This is a genomic window from bacterium (assembly GCA_021372615.1).
Lineage (GTDB): Bacteria > Armatimonadota > Zipacnadia > Zipacnadales > UBA11051 > JAJFUB01.
Window position 1 is genome coordinate 1 of the sequence record JAJFUB010000109.1, and the last position, 26,518, is coordinate 26,518.

Annotated in this window: 20 protein-coding genes and 1 riboswitch; of the genes, 5 read left to right on the forward strand and 15 right to left on the reverse strand. The window is 68.2% G+C overall.

Annotation, left to right across the window (positions count from 1 at the left end):
- Positions 1 to 182: 182 nt before the first annotated feature.
- Complete coding sequence (locus LLH23_16075; protein ID MCE5239978.1) at positions 183 to 2,795, forward strand: glycosyl hydrolase-related protein; 2,613 nt, start codon at positions 183 to 185, stop codon at positions 2,793 to 2,795.
- A 73-nt stretch (positions 2,796 to 2,868) separates the two neighbouring features.
- Here the strand turns inward: LLH23_16075 and LLH23_16080 are convergent, their stop codons facing one another.
- Together LLH23_16080 and LLH23_16085 are read right to left on the reverse strand one after the other, a co-directional pair.
- On the reverse strand, positions 2,869 to 4,923 hold the full coding sequence (locus LLH23_16080; protein MCE5239979.1) for a hypothetical protein: 2,055 nt from the start codon (positions 4,921 to 4,923) through the stop codon (positions 2,869 to 2,871).
- 41 nt (positions 4,924 to 4,964) lie between these two features.
- Positions 4,965 to 6,458: an L-fuculokinase gene (locus tag LLH23_16085; GenBank protein ID MCE5239980.1), complete on the reverse strand. Its 1,494-nt coding sequence runs from the start codon at positions 6,456 to 6,458 to the stop codon at positions 4,965 to 4,967.
- Positions 6,459 to 6,634: 176 nt separating this feature from the next.
- Between LLH23_16085 and LLH23_16090 the strand changes: the two genes are divergently transcribed.
- The gene (locus LLH23_16090) at positions 6,635 to 7,294 is read left to right on the forward strand and encodes a DUF1559 domain-containing protein (GenBank protein MCE5239981.1); all 660 of its coding nucleotides are present in this window, start codon (positions 6,635 to 6,637) and stop codon (positions 7,292 to 7,294) included.
- Between the two features lie 157 nt (positions 7,295 to 7,451).
- Here LLH23_16090 and LLH23_16095 read toward each other — a convergent pair whose 3' ends face one another.
- The 13 genes from LLH23_16095 to LLH23_16155 form a co-directional block, all read right to left on the reverse strand.
- Positions 7,452 to 10,106, reverse strand: a complete 2,655-nt coding sequence (locus LLH23_16095) for a right-handed parallel beta-helix repeat-containing protein (GenBank protein MCE5239982.1) — start codon at positions 10,104 to 10,106, stop codon at positions 7,452 to 7,454.
- Positions 10,107 to 10,149: 43 nt separating this feature from the next.
- The gene (locus tag LLH23_16100; GenBank protein MCE5239983.1) at positions 10,150 to 10,602 is read right to left on the reverse strand and encodes an amino acid-binding protein; all 453 of its coding nucleotides are present in this window, start codon (positions 10,600 to 10,602) and stop codon (positions 10,150 to 10,152) included.
- Between the two features lie 89 nt (positions 10,603 to 10,691).
- The gene (locus tag LLH23_16105) at positions 10,692 to 11,996 is read right to left on the reverse strand and encodes a phenylacetate--CoA ligase (GenBank protein MCE5239984.1); all 1,305 of its coding nucleotides are present in this window, start codon (positions 11,994 to 11,996) and stop codon (positions 10,692 to 10,694) included.
- A gap of 63 nt (positions 11,997 to 12,059) precedes the next feature.
- Positions 12,060 to 12,455: a type II toxin-antitoxin system VapC family toxin gene (locus tag LLH23_16110; protein ID MCE5239985.1), complete on the reverse strand. Its 396-nt coding sequence runs from the start codon at positions 12,453 to 12,455 to the stop codon at positions 12,060 to 12,062.
- Positions 12,452 to 12,661, reverse strand: coding sequence for an AbrB/MazE/SpoVT family DNA-binding domain-containing protein (locus LLH23_16115; protein ID MCE5239986.1), 210 nt, complete (start codon positions 12,659 to 12,661; stop codon positions 12,452 to 12,454). The genes LLH23_16110 and LLH23_16115 overlap by 4 nt, the downstream gene beginning before the upstream one ends.
- A gap of 58 nt (positions 12,662 to 12,719) precedes the next feature.
- On the reverse strand, positions 12,720 to 13,301 hold the full coding sequence (locus tag LLH23_16120) for an indolepyruvate oxidoreductase subunit beta (GenBank protein ID MCE5239987.1): 582 nt from the start codon (positions 13,299 to 13,301) through the stop codon (positions 12,720 to 12,722).
- Positions 13,302 to 13,444: 143 nt separating this feature from the next.
- A complete protein-coding gene (gene iorA / locus LLH23_16125) occupies positions 13,445 to 15,271 on the reverse strand; it encodes an indolepyruvate ferredoxin oxidoreductase subunit alpha (GenBank protein MCE5239988.1) in 1,827 nt (608 codons plus the stop codon).
- Between the two features lie 20 nt (positions 15,272 to 15,291).
- Positions 15,292 to 15,633, reverse strand: a complete 342-nt coding sequence (locus LLH23_16130; protein MCE5239989.1) for a DUF86 domain-containing protein — start codon at positions 15,631 to 15,633, stop codon at positions 15,292 to 15,294.
- Complete coding sequence (locus tag LLH23_16135; GenBank protein MCE5239990.1) at positions 15,620 to 15,928, reverse strand: nucleotidyltransferase family protein; 309 nt, start codon at positions 15,926 to 15,928, stop codon at positions 15,620 to 15,622. Before LLH23_16135 ends, LLH23_16130 begins: the two co-directional genes overlap by 14 nt.
- A 25-nt stretch (positions 15,929 to 15,953) precedes the next feature.
- Positions 15,954 to 17,252, reverse strand: coding sequence for a phenylacetate--CoA ligase (locus tag LLH23_16140; GenBank protein ID MCE5239991.1), 1,299 nt, complete (start codon positions 17,250 to 17,252; stop codon positions 15,954 to 15,956).
- 185 nt (positions 17,253 to 17,437) lie between these two features.
- Positions 17,438 to 19,381: a hypothetical protein gene (locus LLH23_16145; GenBank protein ID MCE5239992.1), complete on the reverse strand. Its 1,944-nt coding sequence runs from the start codon at positions 19,379 to 19,381 to the stop codon at positions 17,438 to 17,440.
- 437 nt (positions 19,382 to 19,818) lie between these two features.
- Entirely contained in the window at positions 19,819 to 22,041 is a 2,223-nt protein-coding gene (locus tag LLH23_16150; GenBank protein MCE5239993.1) for a DUF5110 domain-containing protein, read from the reverse strand.
- A 165-nt stretch (positions 22,042 to 22,206) separates the two neighbouring features.
- Positions 22,207 to 23,133 carry a hypothetical protein gene (locus tag LLH23_16155; protein MCE5239994.1) on the reverse strand — a complete coding sequence of 309 codons (927 nt, stop codon included), beginning with the start codon at positions 23,131 to 23,133 and terminating at the stop codon, positions 22,207 to 22,209.
- 148 nt (positions 23,134 to 23,281) lie between these two features.
- Positions 23,282 to 23,494: riboswitch (cobalamin riboswitch) on the forward strand.
- Positions 23,495 to 23,584: 90 nt separating this feature from the next.
- Here LLH23_16155 and LLH23_16160 point away from each other — a divergent pair.
- The 3 genes from LLH23_16160 to LLH23_16170 are packed head-to-tail and all read left to right on the forward strand — an operon-like array spanning position 23,585 to position 26,399.
- Positions 23,585 to 24,553: an ABC transporter substrate-binding protein gene (locus LLH23_16160; GenBank protein MCE5239995.1), complete on the forward strand. Its 969-nt coding sequence runs from the start codon at positions 23,585 to 23,587 to the stop codon at positions 24,551 to 24,553.
- A complete protein-coding gene (locus tag LLH23_16165) occupies positions 24,550 to 25,359 on the forward strand; it encodes a heme ABC transporter ATP-binding protein (GenBank protein MCE5239996.1) in 810 nt (269 codons plus the stop codon). Before LLH23_16160 ends, LLH23_16165 begins: the two co-directional genes overlap by 4 nt.
- A complete protein-coding gene (locus tag LLH23_16170) occupies positions 25,356 to 26,399 on the forward strand; it encodes an iron ABC transporter permease (GenBank protein MCE5239997.1) in 1,044 nt (347 codons plus the stop codon). Before LLH23_16165 ends, LLH23_16170 begins: the two co-directional genes overlap by 4 nt.
- Positions 26,400 to 26,518 lie beyond the last annotated feature (119 nt).

Sequence of the window (26,518 nt, forward strand, 5' to 3'; positions counted from 1 at the left end):
GTGGGGGGGCCCCCGCCGCCGGTCGTGGGGCCCGTCGCACACGGCGCGACACCCACGACCTGTTCCCCGACTCGTACAGACCTCAGCAACCCCCTGTCCGCTCGGATCGGTCTTCCCCCTGGGGAGGAATGTGCCTGGTCCTGTTGAACCTCCCCGCGTCGCTCCATCAGTGGAGGCCCCCCATGAAGGCTGACGAGATCCGCGAACGTCTGCACGGCTGCGAGATCCTGATCGTGCCGTACTGCCATGCCGATTGGGCCTGGACACACACGCGCCAGTGGCATGTGCTGCGGTACGTGCATGCCTTCGAGCGCGTGCTGGAGATCATGCGCGACGCGCCGGGCTTCCGCTGGTACTTTGATACGTATGTCACGGAACTCAGGACGCTGCTGGACCTGCGGCCCGACCTGCTGCCGGAGCTGCAGCAGCGTGTGGCCGAGGGGCGCATCGCCATCTGTGGCGGCTTCGCCAACGTGCGGCCCAACATGGTCGGGGAGGAGACGTTCGTGCGCAGCCTGGTTCTGGGCCGCCGTCGCTTTGCGGCGCTGTTCCCCGACGCCGACCTCTCCACCCATGCCGACATCGTGGACGTGGCTCTGGGGCACCCGCAGGTGCCGCAGCTAATGAAGCTGGGCGGCTACCGGTACGCGCGCTTCTGGCGGCCGCAGGCGGGCCTGACCGAGGGCGGGGTGCCGTACGAGTGGGTGTGGCGTGGTCTCGACGGTAGCGAGGTTCTGTGCAGCCGGGGGTGCTACGGCGGGCTGTGCAGCCCGGACGCTCTGGCGAGCAGCTACCGGGAAGACTGGGCCGGCGCCGTCGAGCATATCTGGCGGACGGAACTGGAGCTGGCGGCGCGCCACTCACCGACCGGCGTCCTGTGGGTCAGCCAGGGCATGGACGATGCGCTCCCGTTGGCCTCGCACGGCGGCGACACCCCGATTGACGTGCCGGGTTTCATGGCGGAGTGGAACCGGCGCGAGCAGGCGCCGATGCGTTTCGCGACGCCAGTGGAGTTCTTCGCGGCCCTGGAAGCGCGCCGCGACCGGGTCCCCACCGTCACCGGCACGCTGGACCCGTGTGACGTATGCTACAACGCGGCCTGGGCCGGCTCCCACGGCCTGTGGCGGAAGCGGGTGGTGGCCGATGGCGAGATCGTGGCGGCGCAGCTGTGGCAGACGCTCTTGGCGCGTGGGGGCGCGTGTCCTCACGCGCCCGACGCGGGCATGGGGACATGCCCGCCCACGCGGAACGATGGCGCGTCCGGCACGTCCGCGCCCACGCAGTTCGATGCGTTGTGGGAGAACGTGCTGCTCTTCTCGGCGCACGCGACGCAGTGGCTCTTCCAGCGCGACTTTGACGAGCTGGATGAGCTGGCCGACACCACGATACTGACGGCGCGGCAACAGCGCCGACGGGCGCTGGAGGCGTTGGCGAGCCAGGCGCAGCAGCCGGCGCAGGCTGCGGCCGTGGTGTTCAACGGCCTGCCCTATGCGCGGCAGGAGATCGTGCCGGTGCTGCTGACGCACTCGACCGGGCTACCGCAGGGCCTGCAGGTGCGGGACGGTGAGGGGCGGCCTCTGCGGCACCAGGTTCTCACACCGATGGAGTATGCCGGGCGGATCTGGGAGGCGGAGACGCTCGTAGAAGTTGAGGTGCCGGCGTGTGGGTACACGACCGTATCGTGGCAAGCAGTCGCTCAGGCGCCGGCCGAGGCGGGGGAGAGGGCCCCGCAGATGGACAACGGGTTGGTCAGCCTGAAGCTCGAGGGCAACGCCGTCGCCGCAGTGGAATGGCAGGGGGAGGCGTGGCGCGGGCGGGTGCCGTTCGGCGGTCTGCGGCTCTATGATGTGGACGTGAGCGGGCCGCTGCACGTGGGGTCCATCCTGGGCATACACGAGCCGCAGTGGGGGGAGGTGTGCGTGGTGGAGCAGGGCCCGCTGCGCTGGCGAGCCCTGACCGAGGGGACGGTCGGGCCACATGCGTTGCGGCTGGAGACGAGCCTGTATGCGGGTCAGCCCCGCATCGAGTTCAGCCTGACCGTGGAGTGGGCCGGGCATGCCGGCTTCCTGGCTTCGCTGTGCCCGCTGCCGTTCGACGGTACGCTGGAGGGCGACACGCCTTTCGGGGCCGAGGTGAAGGCACTCGACGACATCCAGTACGGCAGCATTGCCGGGCATCGCTCCGACAACATCGAGCGGCTGCGGGAGGGGATGTTCTACGCCAAGTCATTCGTCAGTCTGAGCGATGGGCGGCGCGGCGTGACGTACGTGAGCCATGATGGCGACCGCTACTTCATCCGCGATGCGCAGGAGCGGTCGCTGGCGCAGATCCTGATCAACAGCGTCGGGCCGATCACGGCCGGGTGGGAGCAGCACGTCAACCGCCAGACCAAGGGGCGGGGGCGGCACGAGTTCCACTGGAGCATCATCCTCCACGAAGGCGACTGGCGGCAGGCCGGGATGCGGCAGGTGGCCGACCGGCTGCGGCAGCCGGTGGAGGTGCTGCTGCCGGGCGCATCCGGGAGCGGTGCGCCCACGCGTTCGCTACTGAGCCTGGAGCCCGCGCATGTGGTGCTGAGCGCGCTGTACGAGGAAGACGGGGCGGTGCTGGTGCGCCTGTGGGAGAGTGAGGGGCAGGCGGCGCAAGTGCGGCTGACGCTGCCGTGGGCTCCGGCCGCGGCGGAGGTCGTGGACTTCAACGGGACGCCGATGGACGCCGCGAGCCCGGAGATCGCCGGGCAGGAGCTACGCTTCGCGCTGCGGCCCTGGGAGATCGTCACGCTGCGGCTGTCGTAGGCGCAACGAGGCCGGAACACAAGTGGGGCGCTCTCCGGCGGAGGGCGCCCCACGATCGTGTCTGGCTGGCGGTCTACTGGCGCTGCAGGCGGTTGGGCGGCGCGACCGTCTGCTCCAGGCGGAGCTGGCCGCCCAGGGCGGCCCAGTTCAGCGGGCCGATGCGGTGCAGTTGGCCGGCGGTCAACAACTGCTGGATGTCCGGCCGCGTGTCAGCGCCGCCGGGGTGGAAGCGGCGAAGCTGCAGCCGCAGACGGATCGGCTGGGCGCCGGGGGCGCTGAGCAGCTCGATGGCGCTGCGGTCGGCGCTGAGCGAGGCGGCCAGCGGCGTGGCGCCCAGGCCCGTGAAGCTGTCGCCCTGCAACTGGCGCTCCTCGGCCTGGCCGATGGGCGCGATGATCCGGATCTGCTGCAGGCCGGAGCCCTGCGGGTCGGGTAGCGTGGCCTGGGCGTTGAGTTGAGCAAGCTGACTGAAGCCCACGCGGAGGGAGGCGCCGCTGAGGCTGAGCTGGAGCATGCCGCCGCGGGAGAAGCACGTGAGCTGCCGCGTCTGCCCGCCGGCATTGGGGATGGTGAAGGCGAGCGAGCGGCCAGCGGCCTGTTGCAGCAAGAAGATGCGGGGGAAGGTGGCGGGGACGGGGCCGAGGCCCATCTCCGGCTCGACCTCCAGCAGACCCGGCACGCCCGCGCCCTCGGCGCCGCCCCGACCGGCCTCATCCGTGATGATGAGCCCGGCCACCCGCGGGACCTCAAAGCGGACGGCGCGTGTGGCCCCCGAGCCCTCGGCGGCGCTGTCTGCAGGCCCGACGCCGGCCGGGAGCAGCGGCTGGCCGGTGAGCAGGTGTGGGTCGTAGCAGCGGGTTCGCCAGTAGGTATGGTAGCTGAAGGAGCCCGTATCCCAGTTGGTCACGCCATGGTCGGGGTCGGGAGCGTCCGTATCGGTCTCGGCGTACGGGTTGTTGTTGTCGTAGAAGCAGAACCTGCGGCTGGCGCCATCCACCTCGGTGGCGAAGGTCACAACGGCGTGGCCATAGAGGGTGTTCTGGACCGGCCGGCCCTGCATGTTGAGCATGTTCCGAGCGTAGTCCCACGCCGTCTTGTTGTCCTGGTTGGCGCGCTGGGTCGCGATGTGGGTGGCCATGGGCTCCACCGCCTGCTGGCCCTGCAGGGACTCCACCGCCTCCATGGAGGTCGTGTTCCAGGCCAGCGTCCAGGCGCCCCAGGTGACGTTGCTGCCTACCCAGTCCGCGTGCATGACGTTGCTGAGGGCGGAGGTGTTGCCATAGTGGGTGAACTCGCGCAGGCGCAGGCTGAGCTGGGACATGCCATAGCAGTTGCCATTCTGGCCGATGGTCTTGTAGGTGCTGTCATACCAGGTCTGGGCGCTGGGGCGGTGGGTGCCGTCGGCGAACTCGACGTTGCTCTGCCCGAAGCAGGACCTGTAGACGCTCCACGAGATGTTGGGGTCGCCGAAGTTCGGGAAGCTCAGGCCGTGTACGCCGCGGTAGCCGCGCTCGGCGACGATCTTGAGCGTACGCACGGCGCTCGTCTCACCAGCGCTGGGCTTGTGCACAGTGATGTTCACGGTGGAACCCAGCGTGGCGGTGTCAGGGATGCGGAAGAGGATTATGGTGTTGGCCCAGTAGTAGGTGTTCGGGGCAGCGACGCCGTTGATCTGGACGATGCAATCGTTGGTGAAGTTGGCGCCCACCGCGGCCGCCACCCCGCCTGGCGTGCCGCCCGACGCCGGGGCGACCTCCGTGAGGCGCACCTTGAGCAGCACCCGCACGAGGCTGATGTCCACGCGCTCCAGCACGGCCTGCGCCTTCGCCCGCGGCAACACCACACCCGGGATACCAAGGGTGTCGGCCAGCTTCGGGTCCAGCATGGCCGCCGCCGTCTGCTGGACGTCGAGGGGCAGTTGCCCGTAGGTGGCCGTCAGTCGCTCGCGCACGGCCGGGGTGAGCTTGTACGTCTGCAGTGAGTTGGCGAAGTTGAGCTTCAGCGCCTGGGCGTTGAGTTGTGCCGCCGGGCGCAGCAGGGACGGGTTGCGCGGCGCCGCCAGGGCCAGGCCCGCCGTGCACACGAGCACGAACAGGAGCGCAACACCTCTCTTGGGCAGATTCGGCATGCAGACCACCTCCCATCAGTAGTCGGACACACGTGCCGCCATCAGGCGCCGTAGTAGTCGCTCAGACTCTCCAGGGCCCGGCGATAGCGCGCGTACTGCTCGTCGTAGAAGCCGCGGTCGGCAGACGGCTCGACCGTGGCCTGAGCGCCGGTCATCCGCTCCTGCGCCTCACTCAAACTGGAGTATACCCCGGCCCCGAGCATGGCGAACATGGCCGCGCCGACCACGGTGGCCTCCTTCTGCTCGATGGTAATCATCGGCAGGCCGGTGACATCGGCGCGGAGCTGGTTCCACAGGGCGTTCTTGCTGCCGCCGCCGACCACGCGCACCAACTCGGGCTGCGCACCCACCGAGGACCGCAGCACCTCGAGGGCGTGGCGGAACTGGTAGGTGAGGCCCTCCAGCACCCCCCGGTAGACCTGCCCCGGGGTCGTGGTGATGTTCAGGCCCAGGACCGTGCCCTGGGTGTGGTAGCGCTTGGCCGGGCCGGTGGAGGAGACGAAGCTGGGCAGGACGCTGACCCCGCCCGCCCCCGGGCCCGCCTCGGAGGCCTCGGCCGCCAGCTTGGCATAGGCCGCCTCACCTGTGCCGAGGTCGTGGTAGAAGTAGTCGCGGATCCATTCCAGCACGCCGGAGCCCATCATCAGGAGCTGGGGGTTGTAGACCCCCGGCACGGCGTCACATTCCACGAGCACCCCGTCCTCAAACCCCTGGCGCGTGGCCTGGAAGTTGCCCTGGCGGAGCATCAGGATCTCCCACGTGCCCGAGGAGAGGATCGCCTCCCCGGCCTGGGCGCCCGAGCCAATGGCGGCGAACTGCGTGTCGTGGCCGGCGGCGACGACAGGTATGCCGGAGGGGAGGCCGGTAGCCATGGCGGCCGCGGCCGACAGGTGGCCGATGACGTCGCCCGGCAGCACCCAGCGCGGGAAGAACGACGGCTCCAGGCCGGCTAGCTTCAGCAGGGGCGCGGACCAGTCGCCCTGCGCCATGTCCATGGCCATCATCGTGCCGGCCGCGGTGCGCTCGATGGAGCGCTCGCCGCACAGCAGGAACGACAGCAGGCCGGGCATCATCAGCCACTGCGTGCCGTCGAGAGTCTGCGGCTCGTGCTCGCGCAGCCAGATGAGCTTGAGCAGCGTGTTGAAGGGGATGATCTGGTAGCCGGTCGTGGCGTAGAAGTCCCACGCGGGCAGATAGTCGTCGAGGTGTTTGATGATCTCCTCGGTGCGGTTGTCCTGCCAGCAGATGGGGGGATAGGCGAGCGAGCCATCCGGCCGCACAGGCGCGCCATCGGCGCCCCAGGTGGTCAGGTTGACCGCCCGGATGTCGTCAGCCTGGTTGGCGACCTCGTGGCACACCTCGCAGATCTTGCCCCACAGCGCCTCCATGTCCCAGATGATATGGCCGCGGGGCTGGCCGGGCTGGGCTACCGGCTCGTTCGGGCGGCCGGCGCTGGCCACGATCTGGCCGTTCTCATCCACGGCGATGGCGCGGAGGTTGGTGGAACCACAGTCAATGACGACGACGCGGGGCATAGGATCACCCTTCTTGTCGGGGGTATCGGTGCAGCCTACACGAGAGTATTCCGCGCGCAAGCGACGGCCCCTCCTGGCGAGTGCTCGTGGGAAGGACAGAAGGAAAGTGGTAAGACATCGCGAAGTATTCTGTGGCACCTGCCGGAGGACAGCACCACACTAAGGAGGCACGCAAGATGAGACGTGGCTTCACGCTGATCGAGTTGCTGGTTGTCATTGCGATCATCGCCATCCTGGCGGCGATCCTGTTCCCCGTGTTCGCCAAGGCCCGCGAGAAGGCGCGGCAGACGAGCTGCTTGAGCAATGTCAAGCAGTTGGCCCTGGCGCTCATCCAGTACGCTCAGGACTACGACGAGCGCATGGCCGCCTATCTCCCGCCATGGACCAACCCCGCGACGCCGGGCGGATACACGGACTGGTGGAGCGGGATGTACCCGTATGTGAAGAACGTTCAGTGCTACGTCTGCCCCAGCTACCCCCGCACATTGACAACCTGGACGTACAATAGCCACGTGTTCCCGCTGATGCCCTCATACGGGATGAACCAGTCGCTATACGGCATTGCGCTGGCCAGCATCCGCTACCCGGCTGACTGCATCGCCCTGGGTGATGCCTGCCATCCCATGGGCGGCGACTGGCGGATCGCCTGGCCGAAGTGCCCCTCGGTTCTGCCCGGATCGGGGAACCCGTGCACGGTCCGCACCACGCCCTCGGCGCAGGAGCCGTCCACCGTCCACAACGGTGGCTCGAACTGCGCCATGTGTGACGGCCACGCCAAGTGGCTCAAGTCCACCACCATCTACGACAACGCCTCGGGCAAGTACTTCGCCCCGTAGCTGGTGGTCGTGAGGCGACGAAGCCCGTGGGCCATGTGGTCCACGGGCTTCTTTGTGGGTGACGGCTTGCGGCTCTGGAAAGCCGCGCTCCAGACGGCTGCCGGCTGGAAGCCGGCGCTCCTACGGCTACGGCTGCGGGCTGGAAAGCCCGCGGTCCCTACGGCTGCTTCGCGGTGGTCAGCTTCAGGTTGTCCAGGTAGAAGACCGCGGTGTCCGTGGCGTTGCTGACAAAGCCCATCCAGGTGAACTGTTTCCACTTGGGGTCGCAGGGCAGCTTGTCGAAGCGGCGGGGCTCCTGGCCCGGGACGGTCACGGTGAGGGTCCACGTGCCGTCGGCGGCCTTGCCGAGGCCCGCGGTGATCTCGAAGTGGATCCACTGACCGTGCGGGAGCGTCATGAGAGTCTGTTTGCCGGCCGATAGCTCTCCGGCCGCGTTGACGCCCGTGCTCGGTCCCACGCGGTAGGGGGAGGAGGAGTCGCGCCATTCGTGCCAGACCAGCGCGCCCGTCTCCAGGCGCAGGTCGAAGCTGCAGGTCGCGAGGCCCTCGCGGATGTTGGGCGAGTAAAAGATGTGCGGGTTCCAGGGCTGATCGAGGCCGGGCGCGTCGGTGAACTTGAGGCTGCGCTTCCCCGAGGCGGCCTGCTCGTCGGTGACGCGGATCGTGGCGCTGCCGGCCTCGCCGTGGGTATAGGCCAGATCGGCGTTGGCCTTGAGCGGGGTGGACTCGAAGCCGTCGTTGAGCGACAGCGGCGGGGCCTGGGCGCGACGCGGCATGGCGAAGGCGTCGCGCTTGATGCTCCGCGCCAGCTTCACGAGTTCCGGCGGGCCGGTGAGGCCGGCCTGGCGCACATCAACCGGCTTGAAGCCGAGCTTGAGGGCCGGGGAGTCGGGCTGCAGGTTGAAGTTGTAGTGGGCGGCGTCCACGAACTTGGGGTCGGTGATCAGCGAGTGGACGTCCTCGCCCTTGGCCTGCCAGGCCGCGAAGTCCAGGCCCAGCGGGAACGACAGTTCGTCGCCGGCGGTGTTGTAGTAGATGTTGTAGTCGGCCACGAGGTCGCTCTCCCGCTGGAAGAGCGCGCCCTCCTCGTAGTAGACGATGTTGTGGTCGAGGGTGAGGCTGGATTGCTTGTCACGCCGCCCCAGGTGGATCTGGCTGTCGCGGCCGAAAGCGAAGATGTTGTTGCGGGCGATGTCGTCGCGCCCGTAGTGGACGGTCAGGCCGCCCGAGGCTGTGCGGTAGACGACGTTGTTCTCGATCAGGATCTGGCTGCTGCCCTCGTCGGGGTAGATGCCACCCGCGCCGTAGCCCTCTTCCCAGTCCCAGATGTCGTGGATGAGGTTGTTGCGCACGACCGTACCCGGTGAGATGCCGAGGGTGTAGATGGCGGCCATGTCGCACAGCCGCCCGCGGCCGGCATGGTGGATGTAGTTGTACTCGATCTGGTTGCGGTGGTGCTTGGTCGGGCCAAAGCCCCAACTCCATCCGCAGGAGATGCCCGTGTAGTTCAGGTCGCAGATCTCGTTGTGGGCGACGATGTTGTCGCTGGCGTGGCCGACCCACACGCCTACCGCCCCGTAGAAGTCGCGGCCCAGGTCGCGGATGAGGTTGTCAGACACGGTGTTGAAGCCGGTCTCACTGATCTCATTGGGGATGCCGCCGGTGCCCAGGCGGACGCCGCCGGCCGAGCAGTCGTGGATGTAGCTGTGGGTGACAGCATTATTGCGGCAGGCGTTCTCGAACCACACGGCATAGTTGCCCAGCCCGGCGATCTCGCAGTTGTCAATGACGCAGTTGCGCGCGCCGTTGGCCTGGAAGGCGGCCCTGACGGTCACGGCGGCCTGCCAGTCGGAATGCCCCTCCGGCTCCAGGACGTAGTTCGTGTGCTGGAGACTCAGGTTCTGGAAGCGTATCCTCTCGACGAGCAGCCCGGCTGCCGCATCGCCCTGCAGCACCACGAGCTGGGTGACGACCGGCGCGACGACCTCGGCCTTCTTCATGTCCTCGCCGGGGCGCGGCAGGTAGTAGAGCGTGTCGCGGGCGGTGTCGAGGTACCACTCGCCGGGCGCATCCAGGGCGGCGCGCACGTTCTCGACGTAGTAGCGCTGGTTGCCCCAGAAGGGCCACTTCATCTCGCCGGTCAGGACGGCCGTGGTGCCGGCCTCATCCACGGACTTGAGGCGCAGCATGCCCGTCTCCCAGTGGTAGAAGACGATGACATTGCCACCGGCCACGTCGGGCCAGTTGGCCAGGTCGCCGGGCTTGAAGCGGAAGGCCTGCTTGGACGAGTCCCGCTCCTTGCCGCCTTCGGCGAACGGCAGGGCCTTGCCGACGATGCGGAAGTAGCCTTTGTTGGGGCTACGGGCCAGCGTGGCGCGGCGGCCGTTGACGAACAGGAGGCGCAGGTCCTTGAGGCCGCCCGCGGGCGCGGCCCACAGGCCGGGGGCCTGCTGTTTCCAGCCGGTGATGGCCCGCCCACCGGAGATGACGGCGTGCTGGCCCGGAGCGGCAGTGAAGGTGAGGTCCGAGTCCTGGGGCTGGAGGGTGAGCGGCTCGGTGAGGCGGTAAGTTCCCGCGGCCAGCTCAACCGTGGCCGGACCGGTGCGGCCGGCGGCGCGCAGGTTGCGGACGGCATCGCGGGCGGCGGACACTGTGGCGAGAGGGCCGTCCGTGTGAGCGGCGTTGGGGCGGGCCAACGTGCCCGACCAGCGGTCGTTGCCCGCCAGCGATACGTAGAGCTTCAGGGGTGTGGGCGCCGCCACGGCCGCCACGGCGGCCACGAGTAGCACGGCCAGGCAGAGCAGACGGACCATAGGGGCCCTCCTGAGACTGGGATAGGTGCGGGAAGCCCCCGCGCTACAGGGCGTAGACTTCCTCTGCCGGCAGGATGGGGATGTCCGCCGCCTGCATCGCGGCGATGGTCTGGTCGAGCGCTTCGTCCGCCACGCGGAAGACGACGACGGCGTCGCCCTCACGGCGCACGAAGAAGGCGTACATGTACTCGACGTTGATCCCGGACTCCTCGAGCAGCTTGAGCACGCCGCCGAGGCCGCCGGGACGGTCGGGGATCTGCAGGGCGATGACCGCCGTGGAGCCGACCGAGAAGCCACCGTCCTGGAGCACGCTGGTGGCGCGCGCGGGGTCATTGACGATCAGGCGCAGGATGCCGAAGTCCGAAGTGTCCGCGATGCACAGGGCGCGGATGTTGATGTCGTTTGCGCCGAGGGTACTGCAGACCTCGGCGAGGCGGCCGGACTTGTTCTCCAGGAACACCGAGACTTGCTGAACGATCTTGGGGGTGTTGGACATCATGTACTCTCCCTCTGCGTGGTCGCGGCCGGTGACCGCTCCTACACCTGCCACCATGCGAATGGGTTCTGCTGTACGGCTATGGCTCACTACGCCTTGTCACGTAGGTCAATGACGCGCTTGGCCTTGCCGACGCTACGCTCGATGGTCTTGGGCTCCACGAGCTTGACCTTGACGCTGATGCCGAGCGTGGAGCGGATCTTGGCGCCGATCTCCTGCTCCAGGTGCTCGAGCCCGGCGATGGTGTCGGAGAAGAACTGCGGCGACACCTCGACCTGCACCTCCAGGGCGTCCAGGCGTCCGGCGCGGGTCAGCACGAGCTGGTACTGCGGCTCGACGCCCTTGACGCCGGTGAGGACGTGCTCGATCTGGCTGGGGAAGACGTTGACCCCGCGGATGATGAGCATGTCATCGGTGCGGCCGGTAATGCGCGAGATGCGCGGGTGGGTGCGGCCGCACGGGCAGGGCTCGTAGTGCAGGGCGCTGATGTCGCGCGTGCGGTAGCGGATGACCGGGAACGCGCGCTTGGTGAGCGTCGTGAAGACCAGCTCGCCAACCTGCCCCTCGGGCAGCGGCTGCAGGGTCTCCGGGTCAATGACCTCGGGGTAGAAGTGGTCATCGAAGACGTGCATGGTGCCCTTGCACTCGCACTCGGCGGCCACGCCGGGGCCGATGATCTCCGTCAGACCATAGATGTCGTGGGCGGACAGGCCGAACTTGGCCTCGACGGCTGCCCGGGCGCCCTCGCTCCACGCCTCGGCCCCGAATATCCCGGCGCGCAGGCGGAAGTCATCCGCCCCGAGGCCGGCATCCTCGGCAGCGTCCGCGAGGGTCAGGGCGTAGGAGGGCGTGCAGCCGAGCATCGTCGCGCCCAGGTCGCGCATCATCAGCAACTGGCGCTCCGTGTTGCCCGAGGACATCGGGATGACGGTGCAGCCGAGGCGCTCGCCACCGTAGTGCAGGCCGAGGCCGCCGGTGAACAGGCCGTAGCCATAGGCGATCTGCAGGATGTCACGCGAAGTGCCGCCCCCCATGGCGAGGGTACGGGCAATGGTCTCAGCCCATATCCCCTCCAGGTCGCCCTTGGTGTAGCCGACGACGATGGGCTTGCCGGTGGTGCCGCTGGAGGCGTGGACGCGCACGACCTCGTCCAGCGGCGTGGCGAACATGCCGGTGGGGTAGGTATCGCGCAGATCGTTCTTGACGGTGAACGGCAGGCCTGGCAAGTCGTCGAGCGACTGGATGTCATCCGGCGTGATCCTGGCCTCCCGCCAGCGCTCGCGATAGAAGGGGACAGCAGCCCAGAGCCGGGCGAGTTGCTCGCGCAAGCGGAAGAGCTGGAGCTTGCGCCGCTCCTCAACGTCCATGCATTCATGCTTGGGGTCCCAGATCATAGGGGGCCTCCTGCGTCTGCGGGTATGAGGTGCGTAGTCATGATGCCTCAGGCCAGGGAACGCTCAACGTGGAGGCTGGGCGTCCGACTCCACGGGAATGTACATCACATCCGCGACCTCGGCGAAGTGGCGATCGCCTGTCACCAGCGTTGCCCCCAGGTGGTGCGCCGTGGCATAGATGACTGCGTCGGCGGTTGCCAGATGGTGTCGCTTCCCCAGTCTGGCCGCGGCGAGTGCAATCTCATCACTCAGCTCGACGACGGTGTGAGAGCGAAGGTGAGCCGCGATGCGGTCGGCTTCGTCCTCCCCGCGCTCGCGCTCAACGTACCGGTAGACCTCATAGAGCACAAGGGTCGGGACGAACACACCGTCCTCGCCGGAGATCGTGTCCATGAAGGAGTGCTGCCTCGGGCCTCCGGCCACGATCTCCACCCAGCCGGACGAATCCATGACGATCATGCCCATTCGCCCTCGTCCCGAAGCCCTTCCCCGGTCAGTCCTGGCAATGACCCCGCGATGTCCTCTAGGGTCGGTACCGGGGCCAAGCAGAGCACCCCATCCTTGACTGTGATAGTGAGCTTCTGTCCCGGAGTAAGCTTGATCTGCATGCGGACACTTCTCGGGATCGATATCTGGTATTTTGACGACAAGGTAACTGCTTGCATTCTGCCACCTGCCTTACGTCTTTGTTCGATGGCATTATGCAGGCGGACACGGTTGCTGTCAACCCGCCAAGTCCACGCCCCGCTGCAGTGCCGCCAGGTTGACTGCCAGCGCCTTGGGTTTCACCGTCAGGCGCACGGCTTCCTGCATGACGGCGGGTGCAATTCCCAGCGCGGGGCACGCTGCGCCCAGCAGGACGATGTTCGCCGCGCGTGGCTCGCCCAGGTCGCAGGCTGTGTCAAAGGCCGGCACGACCAGCACCCGGCGGCCGCTGCTCTGCAGGCGCTCCAGCGCGTCCTCGGGGTAGACACCCCCGCCCAGGGCCACGGTCATCGGCACGATGCGCCGGGGGTCCACGACGACCGTGCCGCCGGGCCGGACCTGCGGCAGCGCGCGCAGGGCCTCCAGTACCTCGAAGCCCAGGAGCACGTCCACCTCGCCCTCGGGGATGGTGGGGGAGAAGATCGGCTGGTCGGGCGAGAAGCGCAGGTGGCTCTCGACGCTGCCGCCGCGCTGGCTCATGCCGTGGATCTCGCTCTTCTTGATCTGCCAGTCCTGCAGCAGGCACGCCTGGGCCAGCGCCTGGGAGGCGGTGATGGTCCCCTGGCCGCCGACGCCGTTGAGAAGTACGTTGGTGATCATGTGAGTCTCGTTGGTGATTGATGGTTGACTGATGGCGTGGGAGCGGTCACCGACCGCGACCGTAGCGGTCGGTGACCGCTCCCACGGCGGGTGCTGGTAGGCCTGGCGATCGCGGTCGGTGACCGCTCCCACGGCAACTACTGCTAGGCCTCGCCGATGGCGCCCTTCGGGCAGACCTGCGCGCACAGCGTGCAGCCGGTGCACAGGGCCGCGTCAATCGCGGGTTGCTGCTTGCCGTTCTCCAGCGTCCGCGCGGAGATGGCGGGACAGCCCAGGCGCAGGCAGGCGCCGCACTGGATGCAGCGCGTCTCGTCCACGACGTGGACCGGGCCGCGGTCGCGCGTGATGAGCACGCAGGGGCGACGGGCGATGAGCACCGCCGGGCCGTCGCTCTCCAGCGCCTCGCGGATGGCCGCCTCCGTCGCCTGCAGGTCAGCGGGCTCGAAGACCTGGACGTGCGCGACGCCAGTGCCCCGACAGAGCGCCTCCAGATCCACCTTGCCGCCCGACCGGCCCGGCAGCGTCGTGCCGGTGCCCGGGTGGTCCTGACCGCCGGTCATGGCCGTGGTCGAGTTGTCCAGGATGATGACGACCGAGGGACTCTGGTTGTAGACGATGTTGAGCAGGCCAGTCATACCGCTGTGCATGAACGTCGAGTCGCCGATCACGGCGACCGCCTTCTGCTTGCCGCCACAGGCCTGATTGATGCCGTGCACCATGCCGATGCCCCCGCCCATGCACAGGCAGGTGTGCAGGGCCTGCAGGGGCGGCAGCGTGCCGAGCGTGTAGCAGCCGATATCGCCATCCACGAACACCTTGAGCTTGCGGAGGGTGTGGAAGACGCCACGATGCGGGCAGCCGGGGCAGAGCTGGGGCGGGCGGGTGGGGAGGCCCTCACCCCCGGCCCCTCCCCCAGGGGGGGAGGGGAGAACGGCTTCGTTCGCCCCTGACTCCCCCTCTCCCTCTGGGAGAGGGGGTAGGGGGGTGAGGGCGGCGCGCACTCGTGCCGGCGACAGCTCGTCTATCTGTAGGCTCTCGGGCAGGGGCTCGACGGTCACGCCCAGTGCGCGGATGCTCTCGGTAAGGTACGGGTCCAACTCCTCGATCACGACGAGCCGGCGCACGGTGGCCGCGAAGCTGCGGATGAGCTGCTCAGGCAGCGGCCAGGTCATGCCGAGCTTCAGGAAGGAAGCCTCCGGGGCGACCTCGCGGGCGTACTGGTACGCGATGCCGGCGGCGATGATGCCGATCTCCGGCGAGCCGGGGATGAGCTGGTTGACCGGCGCGGTCTCGTTCCAGGCGCGGAGGGCCGCCGTGCGCTCGGCGATGACGCGGCGGCGGGCGCGCGCCCGGGCCGGAATCATCACGTACTTCTCGGCCTCGGGGGTGGGCACGGTGTTGGGCGGGCGCTGCTCGCGCTCGCCGGTGATGACCACGCCATCCGAATGCGCCAGACGGGTCGTGACGCGCAGCAGGACCAGCGTGTCGTGGCGCTCGCTCAGCTCGAAGGCCAGCTTCGTGAAGTCCAGCGCCTCCTGGGCATCGGCCGGCTCAAGCATCGGCACCTTGGCCGCGCGCGCATACTGCCGGTTGTCCTGCTCGTTCTGCGAGCTGTGCATCTGCGGGTCGTCGGCGGACAGGACCACCACGCCGCCCTTCACGCCGGTGTAGGAGAGCGTGAAGAAGGGATCGGCGGCGACGTTGAGGCCCACGTGCTTCATCGTGACGATACAGCGGGCCCCGGTGAGGGAGGCCCCGGCGGCAGCTTCGAGGGCGCCCTTCTCGTTGACGGCCCATTCGGTGTAGGCGGGCTGGAAGCCGGCGCTACTGGCCTGTGCGCTGAGCCTCGCCAACGTCGGCAAGACCTCCGAGGACGGGGTGCCGGGGTAGCCGCTGCCGAAGGTGCAGCCGGCCTCCCAGGCCCCGTGGGCGATGGCTTCATTGCCGGACATCAGGTGTTTCTGGGACATGCCTTCAGCTTTCCAGCCTTTCACTCAGTACGTGCGAGGACTGCCTCAACCGCCTCGATCAGTTCCGGGAGGCGTGTCTGGATCGTGTCCCACACAATGTTCAGGTCAACGTCGAAGTAGCCATGAATCAGTCGGTTGCGGAGCGCGATGGTCTTCGCCCAAGGGATGCCGGGCTCCGCCTGGCGAAGTTCAGACGACACACCCGTCGCTGCTTCCCCGACCAGCTCCAGCAAGTGGATCAGCGCGAAGCGGAGCGCGTCGTCGGTGTTCATGTCAGCGCGCGAACGGCCAGCAGAGAGTTCAAGCGCCTTACGCGCGGCTTCCAGAATATGCTGCAAGCGGGCGCGATCACTCTTGGGCATACTGCACCTCCGCGCCCGCCAGCACTTCGTCGCGGAAGAACTTGCTGAGCGAGTTGGGCGTGTTGATCTCCACGCGCCGCCCGCCAAGCATCGCCGATAGCTCTTCCTCCATATCGAAGAGCATGAAGAAGTCAATGGTGTGACCGGGCTCGAACTCGACCAGCACGTCCACGTCGCTATCGTCGCGGAAATCCGGTCGCAGGATCGAGCCAAACAGCGATAGGCGCTTGATGTGATGACGTTGGCAGAAGCCACCCAACGCCTGCTCCGGGATCGCGATGCCATGATAGGTCATGTTCGTTCCTCCGTCCCGTCTGCCCCTACTTCGTCCTCTCATCAATCACGCGCACGGCCTTGCCCTCACTAACCGGCAGGGCGTGCGGTTGGTGGATCTCGACTTTCGGCGTGAACAGCAGTTCGCTCTTCAGGTCAGCCACGATGCGCTCGCGGAGTGCCTCGACCTTGCGCATCTCGTCGAAGAACGTGCCGGGGCGTAGCTCGACCTGCACGATCATGTCATCCATCTCGTTGGTGGTCTGCAGGCGGATGAGGTAGTTGCTGCCGACCTCTTCGATGCCCATGAGTACGCGCTCGACTTGCAGCGGGTAGAGGTTCACCCCGCGCACGATGAGCATGTCATCGCTGCGGCCGGTGATGCGCTCGATGCGGCGGTGGACCCGACCGCACAGGCATTCGCCGGCCTTCAGGCTGGTGATGTCGCGGGTGCGGTAGCGCAGCAGCGGCATGGCCTGGCGGTTGAGGCTGGTGAGGACCATCTCGCCGGCCTCGCCCTCGGGCATCGGCTCCTGCGTCTCCGGGTCAATGATCTCGACGAGGTAATGGTCCTCGCGTACGTGGAGGCCGTCCTGGGCGGGGCACTCAATGGCCACGCCGGGGCCGGCCATCTCCGAGAGGCCGTAGCAGTTGTGGATCTTGACATGCAGCATCTGCTCGACGCGCTGGCGGGTCTTCTCGGTGTGCGGCTCGGCGCCGATGAAGCCGATGCGCAGCGCCAGATCGCGCTCGATGTCTATGCCGTTCTCCTCGCAGTAGTGGACTACGCGCAGCGCGTACGAGGGGAGAATGTGGACGCCGGTGGTCTGGAACTCGCGCATGAGCTGCACTTGCCGGGCGGTGTTGCCCGAGCCGGCGGGGATGGTCATGCAGCCGAGCAGCTCCGAGCCGTAGTGGAAGCCCAGGCCGCCGGTGAACAGGCCGTAGCCCATCATGTTCTGGAAGACGTCCTCGTTCGTCAGGCCGGCGGCGATCATGCCACGCGCGACGCACTCGGCCCAGTAGCGCAGGTCGTCGGCGGTGTGGTAGACGGCGGTGGCGACGCCGGTGGTGCCCGACGAGTAGTGCATGCGGACGACTTGCGCCCGCGGCACGGCCAGCATCCCATAGGGCATGCTGGCGCGCAGGTCGTTCTTGGTCGTGAAGGGCAGGCGGTGCAGATCGTCGAGGCCCTTGATGGAGGCGGGGTCGAGGCCCATCTCAGCCAATTTGGCGGCATAGAAGGGCGCGTTGGCCGCGCGAGAGACGGCCTGCGGCAGGCGCTCGTCCTGCAGGGCCAGGATCTCGTCACGGGTCAGGAAGTCGTGCTGGGTGTAGTCAGACATGCAAACGAAGGCTCCTCTGGGGCGCCTACAGGGAAGCGCGGAGCCTCCGGTTCACCACCTTGGTTTGTTTGTGGAGAGTGTAAGGGTCAGAATACCCGAACCGGCGAGGCGTGACAAGGGGCCGGGGGGCCTGTGGAGCGGGGTACGCCCCCGCCCCACAGGTCTGAGTGCTGGCAGATCGGCCCTCAAGGCGTGATCTCGTACACCTTCAACTCGAACGGCTTGAACTGCGCCGTCCAGTGGGGCGCCTTCGGCTTGATGACCTCGTCGCCCAGCTTGATGCTCGACGGCTTGCGGTCCGTGACGAACGTCGCCTCGTGCTCCTGGTTCTCGTCGTTGACGGCGAACAGGTAGGCCGTCTTGCCGACCTGACGAACCGTGAAGTGCAGCCAGTCCTGCTGCAGCGTCGTGACATGCAACCGGGGCTCGATGGACAGCAGCACCGGCGCCCACTGCTTGACTTCGGCCGCCACGCGCTTAGCCTCGGCCCAGCGCTGGTCGAAGACCGCCGGCTCCTTCTTCAGGTCGAACCACGAGTAGTAGATCAGCCCGGTCGCGCCCTCGGTGAGGCACTGCCAGGTCATCGAGCGCAGCTCGTCATATGTAGGCGGGCGCAGGTCCTTCTTCTCCTCCTCGGTCTTCTTGTAGCAGGCCCAGTTCATCACCTGCGGGACCTGCCAGACTGGGCGGCTGCCCATGACGCTTTCCACCGAGCGCTCCGTGTAGTACGCGGCGCGGCGGGCCGGCGCCATGGGGATCGGGTACGGGTCGGTGCCGAGCACGTCGAAGGTCTTGCGGTACAGCTCCAGTTGGCCGACCTGGTAGAGCACAATCCAGGTGGGGTGGTCCGGGTCGAGCGTCTCCATCCACTCCTGGTGGGCCTCCAGGCGCGACATGTAGTCCAGGGACAACTCGTCATTGAGATACCACGCCAGCAGGGCCGGGTGGTTGCGGAACTGCTTTGTCTTGTCCGCCATGAACGGCCGCTCGTCGTTCTGGCTCTGGATGGCCTTCGGGCACCAGGTGGTGCCATAGTAGGCGTCCTTGAGGGTGTAGATGATCTTCAGGTTCAGGCTCTGCAGCAGGTCCATCTTCTCCGGGGTGGCCCCGCCGTAGGGCATCACGCAGTTGAAGGCGCTGTCGGCGTACTGCTTCAACTCGGCCTCATTCAGGCCGCTGAAGTACATCCCCAGAGGCAGGAACGGCTTGCCGTTGACGATGAGGCGGTTGTGCTCGTCAATGTAGGCGGGACGCTTCTGCAGGTCGCCCTCAGCCAGGACGGTCAGGCGGTACTGATCCGAGTCCAGGAGTTGGCGGTCGTCGTGACGGCGCAGGAAGATGCGCAGCGTGTAGTCCGCCGGCTCGAGGCCCTTCGTGGCGAAGCCGACCCGCGGGGCATTGTCGGCGAGTATCAGGCGCGTGGCCCTGGCCGGGGTGATCTCACCGCGCTTGAGGAGCAGAACCGACAGCTCGGTCTGGCGCGGGGTGAGGTCATAGTCGTCGAGGCGCAGTTGCGCGGCCAGCTCGATCCGCTTGGTCTCGGGGGTGACCAGGCCCCGGTAGTTGGGCTTCAGGAGCATTGTGCGCATCGGCGGTTCGGTGTAGCGCTTCACCTCGACGTCGTCCCACCAGGCTTTGCCGGTCATGCCCTTGCGCAGGTAGCAGACGACGCTGCATCGGGCGTTCTCGGGGATGCGGCCGGTAGTGCCGCTGACTCGCGTCCAGTCCTTCGTGCCCTTGATCCCGCCGGGATAGGAGCCGCCGAGGTACTGGCCGTCCGGGCTCCACCACTCCAGGCAGATGGTCGCGCCGCTGTCATTGCCGACCACGTTCTCGCATTTCACCCAGACGCTGAACTCGTATATGCGGCCAGCCTGCAAAGGCAGCGGGTGGCCGCACAAGGCGTACTTGCCCGCGTCGGCGTTGACGAACTGCAGGGCCCCCGTGCCGGTGCGGACCGGGGACGTGACACAGCTGTAGACATCAGCCGGGCCGCTCCAGCCCTCGGGCTGGCCGTTGGCCCCCTTGACCTCGAAGCCGGGGTTGGTGACGAGGTTGGGCAGGTCGGCGGCGAAGCCAGCGGCGGCGAGCGAGAGGACGGCGCAGAGCAGTAGGACGCGGGTAGCCATGTGCATTCGACTCCTTGCGATTATCCCGGCGGCCCCTTCGGGGCGCGGGGGGTATCAGGCGACGTCTCCCGTGGGCTTCCGCCCACGGCTACGGACGGCGGGCCCTTCGGGCCGGACGGCAACGGCAAGGCGCCGCGACGAACGCCATGGGCGTGCGCTATGTGCCATGTGTCATGCCATGTGTCATGCCATGTGTCATGCCATGTGCCATGTGCCATGTGCCATGTGCCATGTGCCATGTGCCGTGCGCCGTGCGCCGTGCGCCGTGCGCCGTGCGCCGTGCGCCGTGCGCCGTGCGCCGTGCGCCGTGCGCCGTGCGCCGTGCGCCGTGCGCCGTGCGCCCGCGAAGCGGGCCACCGTATGTAGCCGTGGGCGGGAGCCCACGGTTCGGTGCAGCCCCCTCGCGACCTCGGCGCCCCGGAGGGGCCGCCGGTGGTTCAGTAGAACAGCTCAATCGTCGTCAGACGGTCCACCGGGCTGTCGTCCACAGTGACCCAACCGTACCCCTCCTCATACCCCTTCTCGAAACCCTGGTCGCTGCCGTTGACGGCGACCCGTTCTGGCTCACGGATGCCGTGGAAGTTCACGTCGAGCGACCGCACCATCGGCGCGTCGGGGTACGTCCCCTCCGGCGCCCGGATCTTCACTACCAGGCGCTTGTCGGTCTGCTCGTACGACGCGCGGGTGGTGCGGAAGTGCCCCTGCTCGTGACCGAAGGTGAGGCCGTCATCCTCGTACAGCACCGTCTCGCCGCGCTCGGCGGGCCAGAGGCTGTAGCCCTGGGCGTAGGCGCGGTCGTCGCCAACGTAGGCGTGCGAACGGTCATAGCGATGCTCGGCTTCATCCACCGGGAGGATCGCGCCGTGGCGCACCAGCAGCGCACCGTGTTCCTCGCGGTCCCTCAACTGCACCCAGCGCCCGCCCTGGAGCGGTTTCTCTCCGAGGCTGTCGTAGTGGTGCCACAGGCCCTCGGGCAGGTAGAGCTCATCGGCGAAACAGGCGGCGAGCAGATCGTCGCCGAGCATGAACTGCCGTAGGCACTTGGGCGCCTCGGGATCACGGGGCCACATGAGTGGCATGGGGCGCATCATGGGCACGCCAGTGCGGTACGCCTGCCAGGCAGCCGTGTACAAGTAGGGGATGAGGTCATAGCGCATGTTGGCGTAGCGGCGGAAGAACCCCTCCAGCTCCTCGCCCTGGAACCACGGGTGGCGGAAGTAGTTCCACGAGTTGAGCTGCGCCCAGGGGAGCAGGAAGCCGAAGTGGATGCCCGCCTTGGTGGTTACTTCCATGTCCACGGTGTTCATGCCGTGGCCTGACAGCGCCATGTTCAGGCACCCGACCAGGGGGCCCTCCTCGCCGCCGGTGTCGCCGGTCCAGGTAGCTGTCCAGCGCTGCAGCCCCGCCCAGCCGGCGACGGTGAAGCCGAAGGGGCGGCGGCCTGTGTGCGCGGCGAAGCCCTCGTACATCTGCTGGGAGTAGAGCATGGGGTACAGGTTGTGCATCTCGTCATCCCGCATGCCATTGCCGTACAGGCGGTCGGGGTGGTCGAGGACCTGGTTGCTGCCGTCCTGCTTGAACCACTCGACGCCCTGGTCCACGAAGTCCTTGAGGTGCTCGAACCACGCCTCGTCGGGCTTGGTGAGCTGGTCCATGCGGCGAGCGGCGGCGAGATGCTCATCCTGCTCGAAGCCGCGCTTCTCGGCGGTGTCCGCACTGGCGCTCGCCTGCGACTGCACGCGGCGCTCGGCCTCGTACGAGACATCGTAGTCCATGCACAGCCACAGGCCCGGCTTGAAGCCCATGCGCCGCGCCGCGCGCATGAAGGTGTAGCGGCCCGGCGTGCGGTCGTAGCCGGGGACGGGGAAGCGGTCTTTGCTCCAGTCCTTGGTGATCGAGAAGTCGTAGTTCTTCTCCATCCAGCCGGGCTCGAGGCTGATGGCGTCGCACGGGATGTCGCGGTCACGGAACTTCAGGCAGTCCTCCATGAACTCACGGTCGTTGGCCTGGGTCCGGCAGATGAACCAGAGCCCGAAGGCCCACTTGGGCGGCAGCGGCGGCTTGCCCGTGATGTCCGTGTAGCGCTCGATGATCTCCAGGGGCGAGGGGCCGTGGATGAAGTAGTAGTCCAGGCAGCCGGCCGGCTGTCGGAAGCCGAACCAGTCGGGCGATGAGTGGCCCAGGTCCACGATCAGCCGCCGCGTGGTGTTGACCAGCAGCCCGAAGCCGTCGGGCGTCCAGACGACGGGGATGGGGATGTAGCCGGTGACATTGCGGACCCACAGGTCGCCCAGCGTGCCGCGGAGTTCCAGGCGCTCGCGCTGCTGGTCGCCCAGGCCGAAGAACGTGCGGTCCGGCGGCAGTATGAAGCGCGCTTCGGTGAGGCCCTCGTCCACGGTCGGCGGCTCAGCGCTGCGGAGCAGTTCTTTGCCCGCAGCATCCGCGATGGCCACGGAGCCGTCGGCCTTGTGCATCGTGACCGTGAGGACATCGGAGCGCACGGTCAGCTCGGCGTCGGTCTCGTCGGTGCGGACGGGGACTTCCGGCCAGTCATCGCGGAAGAAGCCGTAGCGGATCAGCGGCTGCTCGGGCGGGGTCTCACCGTCGTACTGGCGGAGGCGGACGATCGCGGGGGTGAGGAAGTCAATTCGCGTAGGCATGGTGGTCTCCTGAAGTGTGGCAACAGCAGCAGGGGCAGGCGGGGGCGCCTGCCCGATAGGGTCGTGTCAGTTGTTCGCGGCCGGGTTCCTATCCGCCTCCGCCCTTGGCCCGGCGCCCTCTCCCGTCCCCCGAATCCCCAATCCCCAATCCCCAATCCCCAATCCCTACCTCACAATCCGGATGCTCGTGGCCGTGATGCGCAAGAGGCCTTCGGCGGTGTCGGGGTCGTGGACACCAAGGGCCAGAATGAGATAGCGGCTCTCCTGCACCAGGTAGGTCAGGCCGAACTGCTCGGAGGTGATGGTCTGGGCCTGCCGGCCGAGCAAGGCCAATGGCGTGCCGCCGCCGCCCGGGGCCAGCAGGGCGGCCACCTCACGGTACGCCTGGCGCGCCGCCTCGTCGGTGCCATACCGGAGCAGCGCCAACTGCAGTTGCGTGCCGTTCTCGAGGTAGTCGGCCACCAGGCCATCCCCCAACGCCGGGTTCGCGAGCAGGTCGCGCCGGTAGTAGCGCAGGGAGTTGGTGACTTGCCGGGCCTCGGGCATCAGGCGCATCATCAGCGGCAGGGGGCCGGGGAGGGGCAGGACGCTCATGACGGCCTCGGCGGCAGCCTCAGCGGTGGCCCGCGCCGGGGTGGCGGTGGGCGGCGGGGTCGTCCGCACGTAGAAGGTGTCGCGCCACACGTGATGCTGAGTGCCCGTCCAGTAGGAGATGGCCTTCAGGTTGGCCGCCTCCGAGGTCGGGGTGCGGAAGTGGGCGAAGGCGCCGAAGGCATCCAGCGGATCGGCGAACCGGAGCACCTCGACCACGACGGGGTCGTGCGGCGTCTCCGGGATGAGCTGGAGGCGCACTCCCCAGTCGAAGCGGTAGCTCAGGACGACGGGAGCCACCTCCGGCGGCAGCAGTGCTGAGGCGGCCTGTCCCGCCGCAGTCTGCGAGTCCGGAGCCATCGTCCAGCCCTTCAGGCGGGCCGGCAGCGGCTTCAGCCGCGCCAGGAGCTCCTCCGGGGTGGCGGGGTAGGTGGCCGGCTCGGTCTCGGACTGGGCCAGGCTGAGGGCCGCCCCGCCGAGGAGGGCCAGTAGGATTGCCACAGCCCGGCGACATGACCGCAGGCCAATCCGCGTGTGCATCATCGCACCTGCTTCCGGGAGGCAGCTTCGGGCTGCCATCGCCCCACAGACGGTAGTTCGTCCGGCGACGTGGTTTGACCTGTGCCGGGGAGGTGGTTGTGTTGCGCCGCTTGACGGTGGCGGCGGGGGAGGCTACAATCGCCGCTGACATCACATCGGGAAGCTGGTGCAAGTCCAGCGCTGCCCCGCAACCGTGATCGGGGACGAAAGCCACACCGCGGTCGGCATGGCCGAACGCAGGCCACCGGGCAACCGCCCGGGAAGGCGTGGCCGGTAGGATGATCCGAAAGCCGGGATACCATCTGGCGTAACCCAGTCATTCCTCGAGGGCGGGAATGGCGGCTGCTTTGTGAGACTGCCCTGAGATCGTCCGCCGATCTCCCCGGCGGTCTTTTGTGCTTACAGGAGCCGTATGATACGCAAGCGCTTCACCGTGCTGATGGTCGCCGCAGCGGTTGTGGCTGTCTCAGGCTGCACGAGGCAGTCCCCGCCGCCCGCGCCGGTCGGCACCCCGGGGCCCCAGGCCTCGTCCGGCTTCCCCCTGACCGTGACCGACGCGCTCGGCCAGCAGGTCACGCTGCCGCGCCCCCCGCAGCGCATCATCAGCCTGGCCCCCAGCCTCACCGAGATCATCTTCGCCCTGGGCCTGGGTGAGCGGCTGGTCGGCGTCACCGAGTTCTGCCTGTACCCGCCCGAGGCGCTGCGCAAGGAGAAGATCGGGGGGTATGTGAACGCCAGCCAGGAGAAGATCGTGTCGCTCCGGCCGGACATCGTACTTGCCACGCGCGGCACCCCGACAGGCTTCATGGACGGCCTGCGGAAGTTCGGCCTGGCGGTCATGGCCGTGGACCAGACCAGCTACGGGCAGGTCATCGCCAGCATGGAGAGCATCGCGCAGGTGTGCGGCGTGCCCGAGGCCGGGCGCAAGCTCGGCGGTGAGCTGCGGCATGTGCGGCAGGAAATCACGGCCAAGACGCAGCCCCTGCGCGCCGACCAGCGCCCTCGCGCGCTGCTCGTATTGTCTCTGCAGCCGCTGTTTGTGGGCGGCCCCGGCAGCTTCCAGCGCGAGATGCTCGAAGCGTGCGGGGCGAGTGAAGTGTCGGGCCTGCAGAAGCCCTTCGGCGCCCTGTCCGAGGAGGCCGTCGTGGCAGCCGACCCGCAGGTCGTGATCTTCCCCAGCAATGACAATGGCCAGACCGTGACCGTGGACGGACAGCTCAAGCGTCTGCGGGCCAGCGCCGCCTGGCGCAGTGTGGCGGCGGTCAAGAACGGTCGCGTCGTCGTCGTCAACGTGGACTACATCAGCATCCCCGGGCCGAGGCTGGTGCTGGGGTTCCGCGAGCTGGCCCGGCAACTGCACCCGGAGCTGTTCGCGCCATGACCGACGCCCCCGGCCCCCTGCTCCGGCTGCAGCACCTGAGCGCGTCCTACGACGTGCGGGAAGTGCTGCGCGGGCTGGACCTGGAGATCCCGGTGGGGCAACTGGTGGGCCTGCTGGGGCCGAACGGGTCGGGGAAGAGCACGCTCCTGCGGGTCATCGCCGGGCTGCTGGGGGCCTCACACGGCACGGTGGCGCTGGCGGGGCGGAACCTGGCACAGTACGGCGCCCGCGAGCGCGCACGGCGGGTGGCGCTGGTGCCCCAGTCCGTCGCTCTCCCCTTCGCTTTCTCCGTCTTCGATGTCGTCGCCATGGGCCGCCACCCGCACCTGGGACTGCTCGGGGCCGCCGGGCAGCGTGACTTCGCGGTCATCCACGAGGCGCTGCGGCAGACCGACTGCCTCGATCTACAGGAGCGGCTGGCGACGGAGCTGAGCGGGGGTGAGCTGCAGCGGGTCATCATCGCCCGGGCGCTGGCGCAGGAGCCGCAACTGCTCCTGCTCGACGAGCCTACCGCGCACCTGGACCTGAACCACCAACTCGACATCGCGCGCCTGCTGCGGCAACTGAACCGCGAGCACGCGATCACCGTGCTGTGGGTGTCGCACGATGTGAACCTGGCGGCGGAGTTCTGCGACCGGCTGGTGATGCTGCAGGCCGGGCAGATCGTGGCCGACGGCCCGCCGGAGGCTGTCGTGACCAGCGACATCGTGGAGCGCGTGTACGGCCTGCGGGCGCCGGTCAACCCCAACCCGCTCTCCGGGAGGCCGCAGATTGTGCTCAGTGGCGCCGGGGGGGACGCACCATGATCTCTCCCGCGCGGCGGCGTCGCGTCGCGGTGCTGATCGTGCTGCTGGCAGTGCTGCTGCTGGCCGCGAGTGTCTTGTCCCTGGGCATCGGGGTGGCACACCAGTCGCCATCGGAGGTCATGCGGGCGCTGGCGGACGGGGCGCGCGGGGTGCTGACCGGGGCGCCTGTGCCGGCCGATGAGGCCCACACGGTCGTGCTGGACCTGCGCCTGCCCCGGCTGCTGCTGGCAGTGCTCGTAGGCGTCTGCCTGGCGCTGTCGGGCGCGATCATGCAGGCGCTGTTTCACAACTCGCTGGCCGATCCGTACATCCTGGGCGTGTCCTCGGGGGCGGCGTTGGGGGCGGTGGCAGCGATGATGTTGGGCGGTCTCGCCGCAGTGGCGGCGGTCTCGGTCCCTGGCCTGGCCTTCGTCGGCGCCCTGTTGGTGGTGTTCGTAGTCTACGCGCTGGCCCAGCGGGGCGGGCGGGTGCAGACGGGCACGCTGCTGCTGACCGGCATTGCCGTCGGCTCGCTGATCTCGGCCCTCACGTCCTTCCTGATGATGGTGATGGACGAGGACCTGCGGACGGTGCTCTTCTGGCTGCTGGGGGGGCTGAGCGGGCGGAGCTGGCCCGCCGTGGGCACGATCCTGCCGGCGGCAGTGGTGGGGTTGGCCTGTGCGCTGGTGGCGGTGCGGGCGCTGAACCTGCTGCTGCTGGGGGATGAAGCGGCGGCGAGCCTGGGGTTGAACCTGCAGCTAGCCAAGCGACTACTGCTGGCGCTGGCGTCACTGCTGGCGGCGGCGGCTGTGGCCGTCAGCGGCATCATCGCCTTCGTTGGGCTGGTGGTGCCGCATGTGACGCGGCTGCTGGTGGGGCCGGATCACCGCACTCTGGTGCCGGTATCGGCGCTGCTGGGGGCGCTGCTGATGGTCCTGGCCGACACGCTGGCCCGGACGGTCCTGGCGCCGACGGAGCTGCCCCTCGGGATCATTACCAGTGCGTTGGGATGCCCGTTCTTCCTGTACCTGCTGCGGACGCAGGGGCGGCAGGGGATGTAGCAGAGGGGACTGTCCCCGCAGGGGGCTGTCCCCATCCTGCAGGGCCAAGTGGCAATGGGGTCAGCCCCCGGCGGATTGCCTGCGGCAACCCACCGGGGACAGACCCCATCCTCGCGACC

Excerpts from the sequence above, each read along its gene's own strand:
- LLH23_16150 (MCE5239993.1), bottom strand. The coding sequence starts at position 22,041 with ATGCCTACGCGAATTGACTTCCTCACCCCCGCGATCGTCCGCCTCCGC.
- LLH23_16110 (MCE5239985.1), bottom strand. The coding sequence starts at position 12,455 with ATGATCGTCATGGATTCGTCCGGCTGGGTGGAGATCGTGGCCGGAGGC.
- LLH23_16160 (MCE5239995.1), top strand. The coding sequence starts at position 23,585 with ATGATACGCAAGCGCTTCACCGTGCTGATGGTCGCCGCAGCGGTTGTG.
- iorA (MCE5239988.1), bottom strand. The coding sequence starts at position 15,271 with ATGTCCCAGAAACACCTGATGTCCGGCAATGAAGCCATCGCCCACGGG.
- LLH23_16095 (MCE5239982.1), bottom strand. The coding sequence starts at position 10,106 with ATGGTCCGTCTGCTCTGCCTGGCCGTGCTACTCGTGGCCGCCGTGGCG.
- LLH23_16085 (MCE5239980.1), bottom strand. The coding sequence starts at position 6,458 with ATGCCCCGCGTCGTCGTCATTGACTGTGGTTCCACCAACCTCCGCGCC.
- LLH23_16075 (MCE5239978.1), top strand. The coding sequence starts at position 183 with ATGAAGGCTGACGAGATCCGCGAACGTCTGCACGGCTGCGAGATCCTG.
- LLH23_16120 (MCE5239987.1), bottom strand. The coding sequence starts at position 13,301 with ATGATCACCAACGTACTTCTCAACGGCGTCGGCGGCCAGGGGACCATC.
- LLH23_16140 (MCE5239991.1), bottom strand. The coding sequence starts at position 17,252 with ATGTCTGACTACACCCAGCACGACTTCCTGACCCGTGACGAGATCCTG.
- LLH23_16170 (MCE5239997.1), top strand. The coding sequence starts at position 25,356 with ATGATCTCTCCCGCGCGGCGGCGTCGCGTCGCGGTGCTGATCGTGCTG.
- LLH23_16165 (MCE5239996.1), top strand. The coding sequence starts at position 24,550 with ATGACCGACGCCCCCGGCCCCCTGCTCCGGCTGCAGCACCTGAGCGCG.
- LLH23_16080 (MCE5239979.1), bottom strand. The coding sequence starts at position 4,923 with ATGCCGAATCTGCCCAAGAGAGGTGTTGCGCTCCTGTTCGTGCTCGTG.
- LLH23_16105 (MCE5239984.1), bottom strand. The coding sequence starts at position 11,996 with ATGATCTGGGACCCCAAGCATGAATGCATGGACGTTGAGGAGCGGCGC.
- LLH23_16130 (MCE5239989.1), bottom strand. The coding sequence starts at position 15,633 with ATGCCCAAGAGTGATCGCGCCCGCTTGCAGCATATTCTGGAAGCCGCG.
- LLH23_16090 (MCE5239981.1), top strand. The coding sequence starts at position 6,635 with ATGAGACGTGGCTTCACGCTGATCGAGTTGCTGGTTGTCATTGCGATC.
- LLH23_16100 (MCE5239983.1), bottom strand. The coding sequence starts at position 10,602 with ATGTCCAACACCCCCAAGATCGTTCAGCAAGTCTCGGTGTTCCTGGAG.
- LLH23_16115 (MCE5239986.1), bottom strand. The coding sequence starts at position 12,661 with ATGCAAGCAGTTACCTTGTCGTCAAAATACCAGATATCGATCCCGAGA.
- LLH23_16135 (MCE5239990.1), bottom strand. The coding sequence starts at position 15,928 with ATGACCTATCATGGCATCGCGATCCCGGAGCAGGCGTTGGGTGGCTTC.
- LLH23_16145 (MCE5239992.1), bottom strand. The coding sequence starts at position 19,381 with ATGGCTACCCGCGTCCTACTGCTCTGCGCCGTCCTCTCGCTCGCCGCC.